At 44.7% G+C, this 17,294-nt stretch carries 24 protein-coding genes and 1 tRNA gene; 22 read left to right on the top strand and 3 right to left on the bottom strand.

Annotated features, from left to right (window positions below):
- Positions 1 to 99 precede the first annotated feature (99 nt).
- Positions 100 to 729, bottom strand: a complete 630-nt coding sequence (locus tag WJ238_RS10645) for an ECF transporter S component (protein WP_256195838.1) — start codon at positions 727 to 729, stop codon at positions 100 to 102.
- 97 nt (positions 730 to 826) lie between these two features.
- Between WJ238_RS10645 and coaBC the strand changes: the two genes are divergently transcribed.
- The 14 genes from coaBC to WJ238_RS10575 all read left to right on the top strand — a co-directional run bounded on the left by coaBC (position 827) and on the right by WJ238_RS10575 (position 10,765).
- The gene (coaBC, locus tag WJ238_RS10640; protein WP_337606920.1) at positions 827 to 2,032 is read left to right on the top strand and encodes a bifunctional phosphopantothenoylcysteine decarboxylase/phosphopantothenate--cysteine ligase CoaBC; all 1,206 of its coding nucleotides are present in this window, start codon (positions 827 to 829) and stop codon (positions 2,030 to 2,032) included.
- Positions 2,033 to 2,155: 123 nt separating this feature from the next.
- A complete protein-coding gene (locus WJ238_RS10635; RefSeq protein WP_230105016.1) occupies positions 2,156 to 2,794 on the top strand; it encodes a lactate utilization protein in 639 nt (212 codons plus the stop codon).
- Between the two features lie 81 nt (positions 2,795 to 2,875).
- A tRNA-Cys gene (locus WJ238_RS10630) sits at positions 2,876 to 2,946 on the top strand.
- A 244-nt stretch (positions 2,947 to 3,190) separates the two neighbouring features.
- Positions 3,191 to 4,174: a helix-turn-helix transcriptional regulator gene (locus tag WJ238_RS10625; protein ID WP_337606918.1), complete on the top strand. Its 984-nt coding sequence runs from the start codon at positions 3,191 to 3,193 to the stop codon at positions 4,172 to 4,174.
- Positions 4,095 to 4,862 carry a hypothetical protein gene (locus WJ238_RS10620; protein WP_337606917.1) on the top strand — a complete coding sequence of 256 codons (768 nt, stop codon included), beginning with the start codon at positions 4,095 to 4,097 and terminating at the stop codon, positions 4,860 to 4,862. The genes WJ238_RS10625 and WJ238_RS10620 overlap by 80 nt, the downstream gene beginning before the upstream one ends.
- A 229-nt stretch (positions 4,863 to 5,091) precedes the next feature.
- Positions 5,092 to 5,265 carry a hypothetical protein gene (locus WJ238_RS10615; protein ID WP_337606916.1) on the top strand — a complete coding sequence of 58 codons (174 nt, stop codon included), beginning with the start codon at positions 5,092 to 5,094 and terminating at the stop codon, positions 5,263 to 5,265.
- On the top strand, positions 5,249 to 6,013 hold the full coding sequence (locus WJ238_RS10610; RefSeq protein ID WP_337606919.1) for a glycosyltransferase family 2 protein: 765 nt from the start codon (positions 5,249 to 5,251) through the stop codon (positions 6,011 to 6,013). The genes WJ238_RS10615 and WJ238_RS10610 overlap by 17 nt, the downstream gene beginning before the upstream one ends.
- Entirely contained in the window at positions 6,010 to 6,528 is a 519-nt protein-coding gene (locus WJ238_RS10605; protein ID WP_337606915.1) for a hypothetical protein, read from the top strand. The genes WJ238_RS10610 and WJ238_RS10605 overlap by 4 nt, the downstream gene beginning before the upstream one ends.
- On the top strand, positions 6,458 to 7,012 hold the full coding sequence (locus WJ238_RS10600; RefSeq protein ID WP_337606914.1) for a phosphodiester glycosidase family protein: 555 nt from the start codon (positions 6,458 to 6,460) through the stop codon (positions 7,010 to 7,012). The genes WJ238_RS10605 and WJ238_RS10600 overlap by 71 nt, the downstream gene beginning before the upstream one ends.
- On the top strand, positions 7,012 to 7,263 hold the full coding sequence (locus tag WJ238_RS10595) for a hypothetical protein (protein WP_230105021.1): 252 nt from the start codon (positions 7,012 to 7,014) through the stop codon (positions 7,261 to 7,263). Before WJ238_RS10600 ends, WJ238_RS10595 begins: the two co-directional genes overlap by 1 nt.
- A 170-nt stretch (positions 7,264 to 7,433) precedes the next feature.
- A complete protein-coding gene (locus WJ238_RS10590; protein ID WP_337606913.1) occupies positions 7,434 to 8,105 on the top strand; it encodes an immunoglobulin-like domain-containing protein in 672 nt (223 codons plus the stop codon).
- A 160-nt stretch (positions 8,106 to 8,265) separates the two neighbouring features.
- Positions 8,266 to 8,880: a metallophosphoesterase family protein gene (locus WJ238_RS10585; protein WP_230105023.1), complete on the top strand. Its 615-nt coding sequence runs from the start codon at positions 8,266 to 8,268 to the stop codon at positions 8,878 to 8,880.
- 128 nt (positions 8,881 to 9,008) lie between these two features.
- Complete coding sequence (locus WJ238_RS10580) at positions 9,009 to 9,452, top strand: MarR family winged helix-turn-helix transcriptional regulator (protein ID WP_316267622.1); 444 nt, start codon at positions 9,009 to 9,011, stop codon at positions 9,450 to 9,452.
- Positions 9,449 to 10,765, top strand: a complete 1,317-nt coding sequence (locus WJ238_RS10575) for an MATE family efflux transporter (protein ID WP_337606911.1) — start codon at positions 9,449 to 9,451, stop codon at positions 10,763 to 10,765. The genes WJ238_RS10580 and WJ238_RS10575 overlap by 4 nt, the downstream gene beginning before the upstream one ends.
- 7 nt (positions 10,766 to 10,772) lie before the next feature.
- Here WJ238_RS10575 and bilS read toward each other — a convergent pair whose 3' ends face one another.
- Together bilS and WJ238_RS10565 are read right to left on the bottom strand one after the other, a co-directional pair.
- On the bottom strand, positions 10,773 to 11,297 hold the full coding sequence (gene bilS, locus WJ238_RS10570; protein WP_230105026.1) for a flavodoxin family protein BilS: 525 nt from the start codon (positions 11,295 to 11,297) through the stop codon (positions 10,773 to 10,775).
- A 17-nt stretch (positions 11,298 to 11,314) separates the two neighbouring features.
- Positions 11,315 to 11,710: a hypothetical protein gene (locus tag WJ238_RS10565; RefSeq protein WP_230105027.1), complete on the bottom strand. Its 396-nt coding sequence runs from the start codon at positions 11,708 to 11,710 to the stop codon at positions 11,315 to 11,317.
- A 482-nt stretch (positions 11,711 to 12,192) separates the two neighbouring features.
- Here WJ238_RS10565 and srtB point away from each other — a divergent pair, with 482 nt between their 5' ends.
- The 8 genes from srtB to WJ238_RS10525 all read left to right on the top strand — a co-directional run bounded on the left by srtB (position 12,193) and on the right by WJ238_RS10525 (position 17,294).
- Positions 12,193 to 13,020 carry a class B sortase gene (gene srtB / locus WJ238_RS10560; protein ID WP_230107578.1) on the top strand — a complete coding sequence of 276 codons (828 nt, stop codon included), beginning with the start codon at positions 12,193 to 12,195 and terminating at the stop codon, positions 13,018 to 13,020.
- 22 nt (positions 13,021 to 13,042) lie between these two features.
- A complete protein-coding gene (locus WJ238_RS10555) occupies positions 13,043 to 13,234 on the top strand; it encodes a DUF951 domain-containing protein (protein ID WP_230105028.1) in 192 nt (63 codons plus the stop codon).
- A gap of 140 nt (positions 13,235 to 13,374) precedes the next feature.
- Positions 13,375 to 13,662, top strand: a complete 288-nt coding sequence (gene rpsF / locus WJ238_RS10550) for a 30S ribosomal protein S6 (RefSeq protein ID WP_230105029.1) — start codon at positions 13,375 to 13,377, stop codon at positions 13,660 to 13,662.
- A gap of 18 nt (positions 13,663 to 13,680) precedes the next feature.
- The gene (locus WJ238_RS10545; RefSeq protein ID WP_230105030.1) at positions 13,681 to 14,121 is read left to right on the top strand and encodes a single-stranded DNA-binding protein; all 441 of its coding nucleotides are present in this window, start codon (positions 13,681 to 13,683) and stop codon (positions 14,119 to 14,121) included.
- Positions 14,122 to 14,164: 43 nt separating this feature from the next.
- Positions 14,165 to 14,431: a 30S ribosomal protein S18 gene (rpsR, locus tag WJ238_RS10540; protein WP_230105031.1), complete on the top strand. Its 267-nt coding sequence runs from the start codon at positions 14,165 to 14,167 to the stop codon at positions 14,429 to 14,431.
- A gap of 318 nt (positions 14,432 to 14,749) precedes the next feature.
- Positions 14,750 to 15,589, top strand: a complete 840-nt coding sequence (locus tag WJ238_RS10535) for an aminotransferase class IV (protein ID WP_316265757.1) — start codon at positions 14,750 to 14,752, stop codon at positions 15,587 to 15,589.
- Between the two features lie 46 nt (positions 15,590 to 15,635).
- Positions 15,636 to 16,364, top strand: a complete 729-nt coding sequence (gene pxpB, locus WJ238_RS10530) for a 5-oxoprolinase subunit PxpB (protein WP_230105033.1) — start codon at positions 15,636 to 15,638, stop codon at positions 16,362 to 16,364.
- Entirely contained in the window at positions 16,365 to 17,294 is a 930-nt protein-coding gene (locus WJ238_RS10525; RefSeq protein WP_256196109.1) for a 5-oxoprolinase subunit C family protein, read from the top strand. It begins immediately after the preceding gene.

Genomic DNA, 17,294 nt, shown 5'->3' with positions numbered 1-17,294 from the left:
GCTGGAAGGAGAACTGAAAGCAAAATTGCTGGAAATCAGACGTTAAAAAAATAACGGGACACGTAGTAAAATTCAATTTTACTACGTGTCCCGTTATTTTTATATCAAACTTCTTTTCATAAATTTTAAAAGTACTTTTCCCAGCGCCAGCACAAGTACAGCTGATGCGACGGCCTCCGGAATGCCGGATGCAGTGATGGTTCCCATGATGAGTCCCCACACGGCAGTCAGTCCTACGTCCTGTGCCTGGGCGTACTCTCTGGCAAAGAACAGATAAATGCTGCCCATGACGGTGATGGTATTTACCATAGATCCTGCAAAGCCCACAATCGGAAGACAGATTGTCTGATTCCAGTGGAAATGAAGGCACAGGCGCCAGAGCCAGCCGGCGGCGACGCCGATCAGGATACGGCATCCGATTGAGATCCACAGCGCTTTGGCAACTCCGGGAAATCCGGTCGTGCTCATAAAAGGTGAAAACGCAAAGGATAAAAGTGTAGGTGCCATGGTGTTGCTGATGACGGAGCAGATGCCGAATACGGCTCCCAAAACGCCTCCCGCAAAAGGCCCTAAAAGGATTGCTCCGATGATGACAGGAATGTGTACTGTTGTCGCCTTAATGATCGGAAGCTGGATCATGCCAAGCGGTGTGTTCGCAAGGACAATGACGATCGCTGCCATAAGTGCAACACAGACCATCCATCTGGTGTCATGTGTTTTTTCTCTCATTATTCAATTCCTCCTTGTTATCATTCCCTCTGTAGGGATATAATACAATTACGATGGAAGTATAGCACGAAAGGAAGGAATTTACAACATGTTGAAACTGTTAAAGGGCAAAACCATACTTCTGGGAGTAACAGGGGGGATCGCAGCTTACAAAAGCGCTTATCTTACCAGTCTTCTGGTAAAGGCAGGGGCTGATGTGCAGGTGATCATGACGGAACATGCGCAGGAATTTATTACGCCGCTGACATTTGAAGGACTGACAAATCAGCGGTGCCATACGGATACATTCGACAGAAACCATGAGTACAGCACAGAACATATTTCTCTGGCAGACCGGGCTGATGCAGTGATCATTGCTCCGGCAACAGCCAATGTGATCGCGAAGCTTGCTCATGGAATTGCGGATGATATGCTGACGACGACGGTTCTGGCCTGCACCTGTCCGAAAATCATTGTGCCTGCCATGAACACACGCATGTATGAAAATGCGGTTACGCAGGACAACCTTAGAAAATTAAAAGAGTACGGCATGGAGATTGTGGAACCGGCGGAGGGAAGACTTGCATGCGGAGATGTAGGAAAGGGAAAAATGCCGGAGCCGGATATTTTGTATCAGTATGTACTGAAGGCATGTGCATATAAAAAAGATATGGAAGGACTCAAGGTCCTTGTGACAGCAGGACCGACCCAGGAGAGCCTGGATCCGGTCCGCTATCTCACCAACCATTCCAGCGGGAAGATGGGATACAGCATTGCGCGTATCTGCGCACTGCGGGGAGCGGATGTGACACTGGTGAGCGGGCGCACCTCCATAGAACCGCCTATGTTTGTCAGCATTGTTCCGGTCGTAAGCGCACAGGATATGTACGAGGCCGTGACCCAAAGGAGTAGCCAGGCAGATATTATCATTAAAGCGGCAGCAGTGGCGGATTACCGTCCCGCCAGCGTCAGCAATGAAAAAATAAAAAAATCGGACAGCGATACCAGTCTTTCCCTGGAGCGTACAGAAGATATTTTGAAATTCCTCGGAGGCCATAAAAGAGAAGGACAGTTTATCTGCGGCTTCTCCATGGAAACCGAAAATATGTTGGAAAATTCCAAAGCAAAGCTGAAGAAGAAAAATGTGGATATGATCGTTGCCAACAATCTGAAGGTGGAAGGAGCCGGGTTTGGAACGGACACCAATATTGTAACCCTGATTACAGAAGACGCGGTAAAAGAACTGGAGATCATGAGCAAAGAGGAGGTGGCCGGATGCATTCTGGATGAGATCCTTGCCCGCCGCGCCGGCAATACCGTGTAAGAATGATAGCAATAGAAAAATAACGATAGAACAAACGGGAAAGGAATATATCACAAAATAAGAACATAGCGTATTTGGGAGAGAAAAAGCGAAACAGACAAAACATAAAGGAGGAGTTTGCAAATGGACAACAACAGAAAAAAGAGAAACCAGATGCTGGCACAAAAAGTAATGAAAGGGCTGGAATCCAGGGGGATGGAAGGCTATTATGCGGAGACGAAAGAGGAAGCGCTTAAGACAGCTCTGGATATGATCCCGGAAGGAAGCGTGATCGGCTGGGGCGGTTCCATGTCCGCACAGGAGATCGGACTGATCGAAAAAGTCTGTCAGGGAAATTATACGGTCTATAACAGGGATACCTGTAAATCTCCGGAAGAAAAACGGGAAGTGCAGCTTAATATTTTCCACAGTGATTTCTTCCTGGCAAGCACCAATGCCATTACAGAAGACGGGATCCTGGTTAATATTGACGGAGTAGGGAACCGTGTGGCCTGCATTGCCTGGGGACCGAAAAATGTTCTGCTCATTGTAGGGATGAATAAAGTTGTCAAAGAAGTGGACGACGCCGTATCCCGCGCAAGAAACGAGGCGGCGCCTATCAATGCTATGCGTTTTGATCTGAGCACGCCCTGCTCTAAGACCGGAGCATGTGCGAATTGCAAATCTCCGGACAGTATCTGCAGCCAGATCCTTGTCACAAGATTTTCCAAAGAAAAAGGAAGGATCAAGGTAATCCTTGTCAATGAAGATTTGGGATTTTAATTGACGAACAAGAAATGCTCTGCTATAATAAAAAAGTGCCCGGCGGTCGGCAGAAATGACCGGAGTAGGGCACTTATATACGGCGCCATAGCCAAGTGGTAAGGCAGAGGTCTGCAACACCTTCATCACCAGTTCAAATCTGGTTGGCGCCTTTTACAAAACCCGGAAAAGTTTATTTTCCGGGTTGTTTTTATTTGCTAAATCTTTTAGGCTGCCGGCTATAATACAATCCCCTCCTCTTTTACATTTTTATAAAATGGTATTATATTTGTAGAATACGCAATACTAAAACTATAAGGGAATCAACAATTGTTTCATTAAAACTTGTATTGTTTCAATATAAATGATACAATAAAAAAACAATGAAACTTATGAGGGATTCAAAGGAGATTGGATATGATGGAGTTTCTGAAATCAATATTTGGTGATAATATTATAATTACATCATATGAATACCCGAGGGATACGCCAGTGTATATTCGGGATAATTATAATGTCCAACTTTTATCGTGGGATGAACACAGATGCGCATTGCTGTCACCGAATAGTAATTCCTGGCGCCTTCCATCCTTAAAGAAGCAGTTTGTAAATTTTTGCAAACTGAGCACTGTTCCGTGTGCGCTGTATTTGGATAGGCTTACTGCGCAGCAGCGCCGAAATTTAGTAGAAAACAGGCTGCCTTTTATAGCTGAATCACAACAGGTTTTTTTACCTTTCTGGGGATGCTTTTTTAATGAAAAATGTGCGTCCGTCTCCCATATAGAGGAAACCATGGCACCGGGTACGCAGCTGGTATTTCTTTATTTATATTACCATACAGGGCACAACAGGACTATGAACCAGACAGAGTTGTCAAAAAAGCTTCGGCTCTCAAAAGCAACCTGCAGTAGGGCGATCAAAGATCTGGCTGAATCAGGAGTCATTGAAATAAAAAATGAAGGTACAAATAAGTGGATTATTTCCCGGTTTGACAAACCAGAATTTTTAAGGAAAGCATATAGTAGGATGAAGTCGCCGGTAAAACGTGTTATATATGTGAAAAACGAGCCACCAGGACCGCACCTTCTTCAGAGTGGTGTAAAAGCACTTTCTTCTATATCAATGGTGGGCGCGAAAGAATACGATAGAGGGATTGCTGTCTCCGCAAGGATAGCATCGACAATTCCTGCAGAATACATCATATCAAAGCGGGAATTTGAAGACTTTGGAGGATCGGTTATCGAAGTATGGAGCTATGCCCCGGAATTACTTTCTGATAATGGACGGGTAGATGATATTTCTCTCTTGCTTAGTCTTGACAATGATCCGGATGAACGGATACAGATGGGACTGGATGAGATCAGAGAGAAGCACGGACTTCCGGTTAAAGATTACGAATGATAAGGAGAAGAATATGGTAAATGGGATCGATCTTTTTAAGGAACACTTCAGCGATTACAAAGAGCAGTATACAATAATCGGCGGATTCGCCTGTGATCTTCTTATGACAGATGCCGGACTGGATTTCAGGCAGACCGTAGATATTGATATGGTTATCATTATAGAAGCACTTACAACAGAATTCGCGTCTGCTTTCTGGACTTTTATTGATGATGGGGGTTACCAGGCACGCCATCGCAGCAGCGGACAACCGGAATTCTATCGTTTTGTCAATCCGACAGATCCATCATATCCGAAAATGATTGAATTATTTTCGCGTCCTCAGAGCAATGTAAAACTGCAGCCAAATACTCACCTTATGCCTCTGCATATCGATGATGAGGTGTCCAGTCTATCAGCGATATTGTTGAATGATGACTACTATCATTTCCTGTTGAATGGGAGGATAGAGAAAGCTGGAATCTCGATTCTGGATGCAGAGCATATTATTCCGCTTAAAATGAAGGCGTGGATTGATCTCAAGAGTAAAAAGGAACAGGGAATTCATGTTCCCTCTTCTGTTTTGGCGGATATTCAAAATTTTATCTTGCAGATGCGGGAAACGGATATACGGTTGTCAGATATTGGTATTTCCCGGTCAAAGGAATCTATCCTTGATATATACAGTAGGATGTACATAGAGGAATAAATGCGAAAATATATTATGAATAGTTTCATTCCTATTTTTTTATTTAATAAAGGAAAGGCAGTGCAGATCAGACGAACAGGTTTATAAACCTCCCAGGCCGATAACCCGCAAACATTGAGTGCAGGTTATCGGTTTTTTAATATTTAAAATTTGTTTAACAAATCTATACGAAGTGATTAGAACTATTCTTCAGACTACATTTTAAAACAAAGATGAAAGAAGGGATAGGATGGAGAGAACTGTTATCATACCGGCGCTGAATCCTGATGAAGGTCTGCGGGAAATTGTGGAAAGAAACTGGGAGTTGGAAAATCAGATTATTCTTGTAGATGATGGAAGTGATAAAAAGTATGAGAGGCTGTTCTGGGAGTTAGGGGGAGAAGTGTATTGTTCTGCATCATGAAGAGAACAGGGGAAAGGGCGAGGCAATCAAAACGGCTTTGAAATATATCAAAGAAGAGCTATGGGAATGCAGAGTCGTTGGGATTATGGATGCAGATGGGCAGCATCTGCCTGATGATATGGAAAAGCTTCTGATGAAAGCAGCGGCAGAACCGATGGCGCTGATCGTGGGGAGCAGGACTATTGACAGGAATGTTCCCTGGAAATCCCGGATGGGAAATTTGATCACCCGAAGAATATTTCGGATGAAAACCGGAGTGGAGGTGTCAGATACACAGACCGGGCTTAGGGCCTTTTCGACGAGACTTCTTGATTTTATGCTGGATATAGAGGGGGAGCGCTATGAATATGAGATGAATGTACTGGTGACTTGCGCAAAAGCAAATATACCGATCATCGAAGTACCGATAGAAACGATTTATCACGATAAGGGAAATAGCTGTTCTCATTTTCGGAAAGTAAGGGACTCGGTGCGGATTTACAGGCAATTATTAAAGTTTTCTTTTGTTTCATTTTCCAGTTTTCTGCTGGACTATGTCATGCTTGCAGGTTTGATCCTGGTGCTGAACAATATACTGCTTCAGATTTTTCTGGCAGTGTACATTCCGCTGTATCCGGCAAAGATACTGACAGAATGCACGCTTTTCCTGATCAGCTGGCTCATCCAGAAAAAACTGATCTTCAGTGTGAGAAAAAGTGTCGGCATAAAATATCCTGTACTTATAAAGAAAAGTGGTGAACGCATATGAAAGGAAAAATAAAAGGGAGAATAAAAGGGAGAATACTTGCCTTTGTATCGGATCTGCTGATTGCAACGCTTCTGCTGGGAGGAATTTACGGTGTGAATTATCTGATTCCGCAGAAAGGCATTTCGGCAAGGCCAATGGAAGTGCGGGCAGCAGACGGCCAAAAAGAAAGCCGGAGGGACAGTCAAAGAGAAAGCCAATTGGCGAGTCAGAAAAAACTCAATGGACTTCCCACAACAAAGGTGTCTCTGGATACACAAGACTGGCATGAGAAGTTTGCAGATAAGTTTACAGACCGGATCGTTTCCACGGATACTTCATATACAAGTCCCAATGTATCGGTAAAACTTACCTATTATTCGTGTGATACCAATCGGCTGGATAAGACGCAGGACGGCAATCATGAAAAATACGGGACGAATATTTCCTATGTGCTTGCTGATATTTATGTCGGCGCGGATGAAATCTGTTCTTGCGGTAAACGGGGATTCCTACAGCAACAGCAGACACTGGGATAATGGAACGATCATCCGCAATGGAGTGATCTATCGTGCACAGCAGACAGACATGGAGACCTGTGTCCTGAATTGGGACGGAACAATGAAAATATATAATCCGGAGGAAATGGATACTCAGAAACTTATTGACAGCGGCGCCTATCAGAGCTGGATCTTCGGGCCAAGCCTTTTGGACGGGAATGGAAAAGCAAAAACAACGTTCCGGACATGGCCTTATATTGAGGAATCTCATCCGAGAACAGCTATCGGCTATTACGAGCCAGGACATTACTGTTTGCTGGTTGTAGACGGAAGGAAGGATAATTCAAGAGGAATGTTTCTGGATGAAATGGCGGGCCTTTTTGAACAGCTGGGATGCAAGGCGGCTTATAACCTGGACGGAGGACACTGTTCTTTTATGACATTAAAAGATCAGGTGGTGAATCATCCGTATAAGTCAGAGCATAAAGTAGAAGACGGAATATTTATTACGGAGGGAGTATAATGAAAGTAGTCGATCTTTTAAAAATTATAGCAGGGCATATTTGTATCATCTGCAGTATTTCATTGATGGTCATACAGATCCTGGACTGGTTCAATCCGTTAATGAATTTTATGGGTAACTCTATGTTTCTTTTATATGCTTTGTGTGCAGCGTCCGTCTTTCTCGGAGTATGTGAAATTTATCTGAGGAAGCCGGCGGAAAAACAGGGAGAGTATGGAGCAGGAGGATACGGAAAAATGAACCGGAGATAAATAAGAAAAAAGTAAGGGGATGGCCCCTTCTTTTTTATGCTTATTATTTATGAATCGTTTAAGAAATCGGAACCTGGTATGTCAAGGCGGCTGTAGCTGGCAACGAGAACTATACGGAACTGGAAGAAGTAAAGAGCTTTACCATCGCAAAAGCGATTCCGTCTTACACATTGCCGGAAGATCTGATCATCAAGCAGGGAGAGGCATTGTCAACAGTAGAACTCCCGGCGGGATTTACCTGGAACGACGAGACGCAGACAGCCGATGATCTTGGCACACATACATTCAAAGGAGTCTTCATGCCGGAAGATACAGCCAACTACCAGACGGTAGAGGTAGACATCTCGATTGAAGTTGTACCTGCTGTTACGCCGGTAAACCATGTACCGGTGATTACAGCAGAAGACAGGACTCTGACCGTGGGAGATACCTTCAACCCGTTGGAAGAAGTAACGGCAGCTGATACGGAAGACGGCGACCTTACGGAAAAGATTGAAGTCATCAATAATGAAGTGGATACTTCCAAGGCCGGCACATATGAAGTGACTTACGAAGTAACAGACAGCCAGGGAGCTGGCGCTGTGAAGACCATCACCGTTACCGTGAAGGAGAAAGACAACGCCCAGGGCTCAGGTGATTCAGGCGATACGGATTCGAGCGATACGACTACTGGAAGCAGTGCGGATAAAGGCAGCGGAGAGAAGGCAACCGCAAGCGGTGAGAAACAGACCGGTGTGGAGACGGGAGACAGCAGCAACATGATCGTGTGGGCTGCTCTGATGTTCGTATCTGTGCTGGGAGCAGCATTGTCCGTACGATCCAGGCGCAGGATGAGGAGATAATTCCGGGATAATTCCACAGATGGACGGCTGACAGAGAAAATTTTTGACAAAATGTGCGAAGCGCAAATATAATAGAAAAAGGACTATGGCAGAATTTATTTCAAGATGAAAGTCATAGTTCTTTTTCTGTGTACAAGGAAAAAGGCAAAGGAGTGATCTTATGAGATACTATATTGCAGACTGCCATTTTTTTCATGAAGCCCTTAATGAAAAAATGGACAAACGCGGTTTTGAAAGTGTTCAGGCAATGAATGAATACATGATAGAAAAGTGGAATCAGAAAGTACGACGCAATGACGAGGTTGTTATCCTTGGGGATTTTTCCTGGGGAAATGCAGAGGAGACAAATGATCTTCTGGACAGGCTTCACGGGAAACTATATATGATCCGGGGAAATCACGACTACTTTCTGCAAAAATCAGATTTCCGGGCGGAGCGGTTTGTGTGGATAAAGTCCTATGCGGAAATGCAGGACAATCAAAGAAAGGTAATCCTCTGCCATTATCCGGTGATGTGCTATAACGGTCAGTACCGGCTGGACAGAAAGGGGAATCCCAGAACCTATATGCTTTACGGACATGTGCATGATACGATGGATCAGAGACTGCTGGAACAGTTTCAGGAAATAACAAAAAGAACGACTGTACAAAGTCCGGATGGAGAGGAGAGGCCGATTCCCAGCAGCATGATCAATTGTTTCTGCATGTATTCGGACTATACGCCCCTTACGCTGGACGAGTGGATTGCCCTGGACAGAGAGAGGAGAAGTATTTAGTATTACGGATCCATTCAGATGTGTATGTCCGGTCAGGGTGATACAGCTCAATCAGATGCCACTTGACATAGTACGAAATAAAATATAAAATAGTACGACAAAAGACTAATTGGGAAGGGAGAAGGGAAATGGAACAGCTATTTAGAAAGCAGCAGAAAGATTTTTCTTCTGTGTGGAGCCATACAAATATTCTTTATCAAAAGTGGGCGGAATATATGGGGATCAGTTATGCGGCGTTTATGACGCTGTATGGGCTTGATGTCCGTGGAAGCATGACTCAGAAAAATATTTGTGATTTCTGCGGATTTACAAAACAGACGGTCAACGGGGTTGTCCATGACTTTGTGAAGCAGGGCTATGTATCTCTGGAAGCGGGCAGGAGAGACAGAAGAGAAAAGCTGGTTGTTTTTACAGAAAAAGGGGAAGCGTATGCGAAGAAACTGCTTGCATCGCTTTATCAGGCGGAACAGTATGTCTTTTCAACAATTGGAGATGAAAAGATTTCGCAGATGATCGATACGATCGATGCGTTTAATACCTTGCTTGAAAAGCGCCTGGAGGAAGCAAAATGAATCGGTATAAAGTATTTGCTTCATATGTAATTCCATCTGTTCTGGCATTTGCCTTATCAGGGGTTTATGCGATCGTGGACGGATTTTTTGTGGGAAGGAGCACAGGAGATGCAGGACTGTCTGCTATCAATATCGCCTTTCCGGTTGTATCGCTGATGCAGTCTTTGGGAACCGGAATTGGCATGGGAGGTTCCGTTTTGTGGACAGTAAAAAAAGCCTCCGGAAGCGAGGAGGCTGCGGGGAAATATGTCAGGGGGACACTTCTTTTGCTGTTGCTGGTAAGTGTGGCAACGACCGCGGGTATTTATTTTGTAACGGAGCCCATTTTGAGACTGTTTGGCGCTGAAGGAGAAATCCTGATTTTCGGGAAAGATTATCTTGATGTCATTGTTGTTGGCGCGGCTTTCCAGATTTTTGCAACAGGAATTGTCCCGATCATCCGCAATAATGGAAGCTCTCTTTTTGCGTTGGTAGTTATGGTGTCGGGATTTCTGACGAATATCCTGCTGGATTATCTGATGGTATGGGTGTTTGATATGGGAACAAAGGGAGCGGCGCTGGCTACTGTCCTGGGGCAATTGGTGACAACTGTGGAGGCGCTTTTCTATCTGATTTACCGGAAACTGCCGGTCATTGGCTCTCTGCCCGGATTCGGACGAATGTCATGGAATATTTTCAGGATTGGTATCGCCCCATTCGGCCTGACACTCTCTCCCATGATATCTCTTATGCTGATCAACCGCTTTTCTATGATGCACGGCAAAGAAGCGGCAGTAGCCTGCTATGCCTGTATCGCATATGTGCTTTCTGTTGTTCAAATGCTGATGCAGGGCGTTGGAGACGGAAGTCAGCCGCTTATGAGCAGGTATTATGGTGAAGGGAAAAGAGAAGAGGTCAGAAAAGTACAGAATATTGCGTATATCAGCGCGGTGGGGCTGGCGCTCATCAGCAATGCAGTACTGTTTTTTACCAGAACCAGCCTGGGAGAACTGTTTGGAGCGTCAGAAAGTACGGGGCGCTTAGTAGCGGATATACTGCCGGTATTTCTTGTCGGATTGATCTTTTATGCTTTTTCAAGAATTACAACATCTGGGTTTTATGCAACAGAAAATAACATTTATTCTTATCTGTGTGTCTATGCAGAACCGGTTCTGCTATTGATATTATTGTTTATCCTTCCGGGAATCTGGGGCCAGACCGGCGTGTGGTGGAGCGTGGTTGCTTCCCAGATTTTAACGGCATTTCTCGCCCTGATACTGCGAATATCCGAAGACAGATGCAGAAGGAGAACAGAGATGCACCTTCCCGAATAAAAACAATTTAAATGGAACTGTCAGCAGATGAAATACAGGCAATGGCAAATTCCTGGGCCTTCTGATAATCTTCTGTATCAGGATGGGTCATAGCCATATCGAAATTTCGGATGAACATATCAATTTGTTCGGAATTTTCATCAGTGCGCATAGTTTCATATTTGTTACGCACCTGAAGAGGCATTTTCCCCTGGCAGAGGTACGCGCCCAGATAGCGGCAGGTATCGTTGATCCAGATACTGACATTTTGCTCGATCATTTTATAGTATTCGGGAGAATTTCCCATACCGCAGGTGCCGAACAGAGCGATATCTTTTCCGGTGAGACTTTGGATAAAATTGCTCACTTCTAAAGCGCATGTGCCCCGGTGGACACAGAAGCCGATGAAATAAAGGCGCGCCTCTGGTATACTTTTTTCTGTCGTAATGTCGATGAGATCTTTTGAGTTCCCCGGCAGAGCAGAGAAGACAGAGGCCGCCAGATTTTTTGTATTGCCTGACTGGCTGTTATATAAAACAAGGTATTCCAGCATTTGTGAATCTCTCCTTTCTAACTCTTTTTAATAAAGCGTGTCTGACATTTGGGACAGCGGATTTCGATCTTTCCTTTTCCTTTCGGTACACGGATTTTCTGGCGGCAGGTGGGACATTTGTAGATATGATGTGTCTTTCTCTGTGCCAGAAGATTTTTCTGTGTAGAAAACCAGGTGCGGAGCCGGCGCGTTTTGGCAAGGTATGTCTGGTTTTCAGCAGAACGTTTGTAAATATTACGTGAAAACATACGGAAATAAGCATAAATAATCAGCGCCCAGGCCAGCCAGGACAGAACCGGAACGTCAAAAAGACTGGCGAGAACAACAGCAGCAAGAGCAGCAATTATAGTAGCTTTTCCTAAAGAATCAAAGCCGTAACGGCCTGCCATAAAACGGATCAGTTTTTCTTTCATGATATTATCACCCTCCTAACAGGAATGATACACTTACCATCGTCAAAGTCAATAAACTCCCCATTAAAAATATATAAAATAATAGAAGACCTCTTCGGGAATGTGGTATAATATCCGCGTAGGCATTGAGTCATGCAGAAATACAAGAGGGACAAATGCATGCTTGCATGCAATTTGGACGTCTTGCATTTCTATAGGGCGAAAGCCCGCGAGCGAGACCCCCGGAGGGGGCGAGCTTGCATGGCGAATGAGGGGAAAGAAAGCCTGGCATAGGGCGAAAGCCCGCGAGCGAGACCCCCGGAGGGGGCGAGCTTGCATGGCGGATGAGGGGAAAGAAAGCCTGGCATAGGGCGAAAGCCCGCGAGCGAGACCCCGGAGGGGGCGAGCTTGCATGGCGGATGAAGAGAAGGAGTATAAAAATGGGCGAACGGAAACATTATCATAGAGGAAGAAGAAAACCAGTATCGGAAAAGCGGACGGCAATGAGGGATGAGGATACAAAAAGAACCAACAGTACCGGCAGCAGAAGTAAAAGGAAAAAGAAAAAGTCGGCAGGGAAAGGAAGACTGATAAGCAATATTGTACTGGTAGTTGCAATTATTGTATTCTGTGTGTCGGGATTTCAACTTTACCGGATCATATCCGGATATCAGGAAGGGCGTCAGGAATATGACCAGGTTCGTGAGATGGCAGTGACACAGGAAAAGGCAGAAGATGGGGAAGAGCAATTTCAGGTAGATTTTGATGCACTGATGGAGATCAACCCGGATACAGTGGGATGGATACGTTTCGATCCGGAACCGTCACAGATCAACTATCCGGTGGTGCAGACAACAGATAACAGCACATATCTGGACAAGACATTTTCTGCAAATGATAATACGGTAGGTGCAATTTTTGTAAACACATATAATAATCCGGATTTTAATGACAGAAATACTATTATTTACGGACACCGCATGAATGATAATTCTATGTTCCATGATCTGGCAAAATATGAAGAAAAATCTTTTTGGGAAGAGAATCCTTATTTCTATATTTACACGCCGGACGGACGGGAGATTACTTATCATATTTATGCGGCAGGAGTAGTGACAGATACTTCTGATACATATCTGACAGAATTTGCAGACGACGCTGCCTATGAGGCTTTTCTTGATTATACAAAAGAGGCGTCCGAATATGACACCGGCGTCGAAGTTACGGCAGAGGATACGGTGGTGACTCTGTCTACCTGTACCAGGGCAAGTGATGAGCACAGGATGGTAGTTGTGGGAGTAAAAGAAGAAGAAAAGCAGATAGAAGAATAAAAAAGTGTGTAAGGAGGAGATTATGCCGCAGTATACTTATGAAGTGGGAGACATTGTGAAAATGAAAAAAAAGCATCCCTGCGGTAGTTTTGAGTGGGAAATCCTGAGAGTCGGAGCAGATTTTCGACTGAAATGTATGGGGTGCGGACATCAGATCATGATCGCCAGAAAACTGGTGGAGAAAAATACGAGGGATTTAAGAAAAAAAGCTTGAAATCACCGGGGCGTTATGGTATTATTTTAAATCGTGATATATTAGTATTCGTCTGGTCATGCAAGGCGCATGACAGAAGAATATCCTTGCTCCCCGCAGGAAAACAGGGGGCCAAAAGACCAAAAGGAGGTGCACACTACATGAACAAATATGAGTTAGCTGTTGTAGTCAATGCAAAAATCGAAGACGATGAAAGGGCACAGGTAATCGAAAAAGTAAAAGCATTAATTACTCGTTTCGGCGGAAATGTGACTGACGTTGATGAATGGGGTAAGAAGAGACTGGCTTACGAAATTCAGAAAATGAAAGAAGCATATTATTACTTCATCCACTTCGAATCTGATGCTACAACTCCAGGCGAGATCGAACAGAGAATCCGCATCATGGATAACGTACTCAGATATTTATGCGTAAAACAAGAGGCATAGAAGAAGAGAGGTAAAAGAATGAATAAAGTAATTTTGATGGGACGTTTGACAAGAGACCCTGAAGTAAGATATTCACAGGGAGAAAATCCCCTGGCTATTGCCAGATATACACTTGCTGTAGACCGCAGATTCAGACGTGACGGAGAACAGAGCGCTGATTTTATCCAGTGTGTTGCTTTCGGCAGACAGGCTGAACATGCGGAGAGATATTATCGTCAGGGACTTAAAGTCGTTGTCAGCGGACGTATCCAGACAGGAAGCTACACCAACAGAGATGGCGTGAAAGTATATACAACAGAGGTAGTAGTGGAAGAACAGGAATTTGCCGAGAGCAAAGCGTCCAGTGATGCAAATGCAGGCGGCTTCCAGTCAGCTCCCGCACCGGCACCGAGCGCACCAGCAGGTGACGGCTTCATGAACATTCCGGATGGAATTGATGAAGAATTACCGTTTAATTAGGCTGAAGGCAGCTTAATAAACTTGATAGAAAGGAGAAATTATCATGGCTTTTGAAAAAGGAAATCGTCCGGAAGGCGGTTTTAAGAAAAGAGGCGGCGGACGCAGAAGAAAAAAAGTATGCGTATTCTGCGGCAAAGAAAATAACGAAATCGATTACAAGGATGTAGCAAAATTAAGAAAATACATCTCTGAAAGAGGAAAAATCCTTCCGAGAAGAATTACAGGAAACTGTGCAAAGCATCAGAGAGCTCTTACAGTTGCAATTAAAAGAGCAAGACATATTGCTTTGATGCCATACGTTCAGGAGTAATCAGAAAGAATAAAAGGCCCGTCGGTAGGGAAATCACCCTGCCGAAGGGTCTTTTTTTACTCTGGGAAGCCGCCTTATTTGATCCGGCTTTGAAATGAAAAATTCATGGCTGAAAGAAATGAAAATTTCCTTGACATATAAATTAGAAAGGAATACAATACAGACAGATTGTGAAAGAACGCAGGCAAAGATGTCAGCAGACAGCTTTTTTGCGTTCTTTTTTATTTAAATAGGAAACTTCGTTCCCTATTAAATAAAACGCTCTGCAAGATGCGAGCGGGGCATTGAAGAAAATTAAGAATGAAAAGGAGAGTTTGTATGAAAACACTGGGTTATTACAATGGGAGATATGGGGAACTGGATGAAATGATGATTCCTATGAACGACAGAGTATGTTGGTTTGGGGATGGAGTATATGATGCAGGTCCTTCCAGAAACTACAAAATTTTTGCCCTTGATGAACATATAGACCGTTTCTTTAACAGTGCCGGACTGCTTGATATTAAGATGCCGGTTACCAAGGCAGAGCTAAAAGAAATTCTGCAGGAAATGGTAAATAAAATGGATACAGGCAACTTATTTGTGTATTATCAGGTGACAAGAGGAAGCGGAATCAGGAACCATGCTTTTACAGAAGGAGCGGGGAATCTGTGGATCATGCTGAAACCGGCGGAAATTTCTGACGGCACGCAGCCGATCCGTCTGATCACGTTGGAAGATACCAGATTTTTGCACTGTAATATCAAGACGCTGAATCTGATCCCTTCCTGTGTGGCGACAGAGAAGGCGAAACAGGCCGGTTGCCAGGAGGCGGTCTTCTACCGTCCGGGAGGCAGAGTAACAGAATGTGCACACAGCAATGTTCATATTATCAAAGACGGAAAACTGGTTACAGCGCCTACCGATAATCTGATCCTTCCGGGAATTGCCAGGGCACACCTGATCAGGATGTGCAAAAAGCTGGAAATTCCGGTTAGTGAGACACCGTATACTCTGGAAGATCTTTTCGCAGCTGAAGAAGTAATTGTTACCAGCTCAAGCAATCTTTGCCTCTATGCAAACGAGATTGACGGAAAACCGGTAGGAGGAAAGAATCCTGAGCTTCTGGAAAAGCTTCGAAAAGCTTTGCTGGATGAGTTTTATGAAGCGACAAAATAAGAAAGATAACAGATTTTGATGAAAGAAAAATTTGAAAGGTGAAGTCATGGGAGAAGTAAAATTTATGCCATCCGGTGACAGAGCAATGGTTGTAGAATTCGGTAATGCGATCGATACCAGGATTAACGATCAGGTACATACACTTGCAAGAAGGATTGAAGAGGAGCAGATCCCGGGAATTGTGGAGCTTGTTCCAACCTTCCGTTCACTGATGGTCTATTATGATCCGTTCCTGACAAGCTATGCGAAGCTGAAGGCGGTGCTTGAAAACAGCGGGGAGATAGGAGCAGGATCAGGGGAAAAGAAGAAAAGAATTTTAAAAATTCCTTGCTGCTATGGGGCGAGATTCGGCCAGGATCTGGCAGATATGGAAGCTTACACCGGGCTGGACCGGGATGAAATTATCGCAATCCACAGTTCGGTAGACTATAAAATTTATATGATGGGATTTCTTCCCGGATTTGTATATCTGGGAGGATTGGATAAAAGAATCGAGATCCCGAGGCTGAAAACTCCGCGGGTGAAAATTCAGCCGGGAGCAGTAGGGATCGGGGGAAATCAAACAGGTGTGTATCCGCTGGCATCGCCGGGAGGCTGGCGCCTGATGGGAGGCACTCCGGTGGATTTTTACGATCCTGACCGGGAGGAGCCGATCCTTTGTAAGGCGGGAGAATTTATCCGTTTTATTCCGATCACGATAGATGATTATTATGATATCCGCCGTATGATCGTAAACGGCACATATCAGGTAGAGGTTTTGGAGGAGGATGCATAGATGTCTGTAAAAGTTATTATACCGGGTGCACTCACGACAGTGCAGGACGCCGGGCGTTATGGATATCAAAATTCCGGTATCCAGACTTCCGGAGTAATGGATCAGAAAGCCTATAAACAGGCCAACGAACTGGTGGGAAATCCTGCAGGAGAAGCAGTGCTGGAGGCCACTTTGTTTGGCGGAATGATGGAAGTGGATGAAGATACACTGATCGCCTTTACAGGGGCGGACATGGAACCGCAGATTAACGGGGAAGCGGCTGAAATGAACCGCCCGTATCTCTTGCAGGCGGGAGATACGGTTTCTCTTGGTATGGTGAAAAGCGGATGCAGAACTTATATTGCCTTTGGCGGAGGTATTGACGTCCCGATCGTAATGGGAAGCAGGTCCACGAATCTGAAATGTGCCATGGGAGGCTATGAAGGACGGGCGCTAAAAGCGGGAGATGTGCTGAAGACGGGAACGCCGCATGCCTCTTTTGAAGAAGTAAAAGAGCGGCGGGCGAAAGCGGAATTTTATGGTTCTCCCATTGAGGTGAGAGTGATTGAAGGTCCCCAGGCAGAATATTTCAGCGACAAAGGCAAAGAAACCTTTTACGGCGGAACTTATACAATTTCTGATCAGAGCGACCGTATGGGTTACCGCATGGAGGGAGAACCGATCGAGAGCGTAAACGGGACGGATATCATTTCTGACGGCATTGCTTTTGGAGCGATACAGGTGCCTGCAAGCGGGAAGCCTATTATTTTGCTTGCTGACCGGCAGACAACAGGCGGATATGCCAAAATCGCCGTAGTGTGTTCCTTTGATATTCCCAAACTTGTACAGGGCAAGCCGGGAGATCAGGTTCGTTTTGTAAAGATCAGCGTGGAAGAGGCGCAAAGAATCAATGAATCGCAGCAGACAGACTGCATGAAGAGGGGGAAATAG

The organism is Claveliimonas sp. (assembly GCF_037273965.1).
GTDB classification, from domain to species: Bacteria; Bacillota; Clostridia; order Lachnospirales; family Lachnospiraceae; genus Claveliimonas; species Claveliimonas bilis.
The sequence above is the reverse complement of the archived record's forward strand: the minus strand, read 5'-3'. Positions and strand labels throughout refer to the sequence as shown.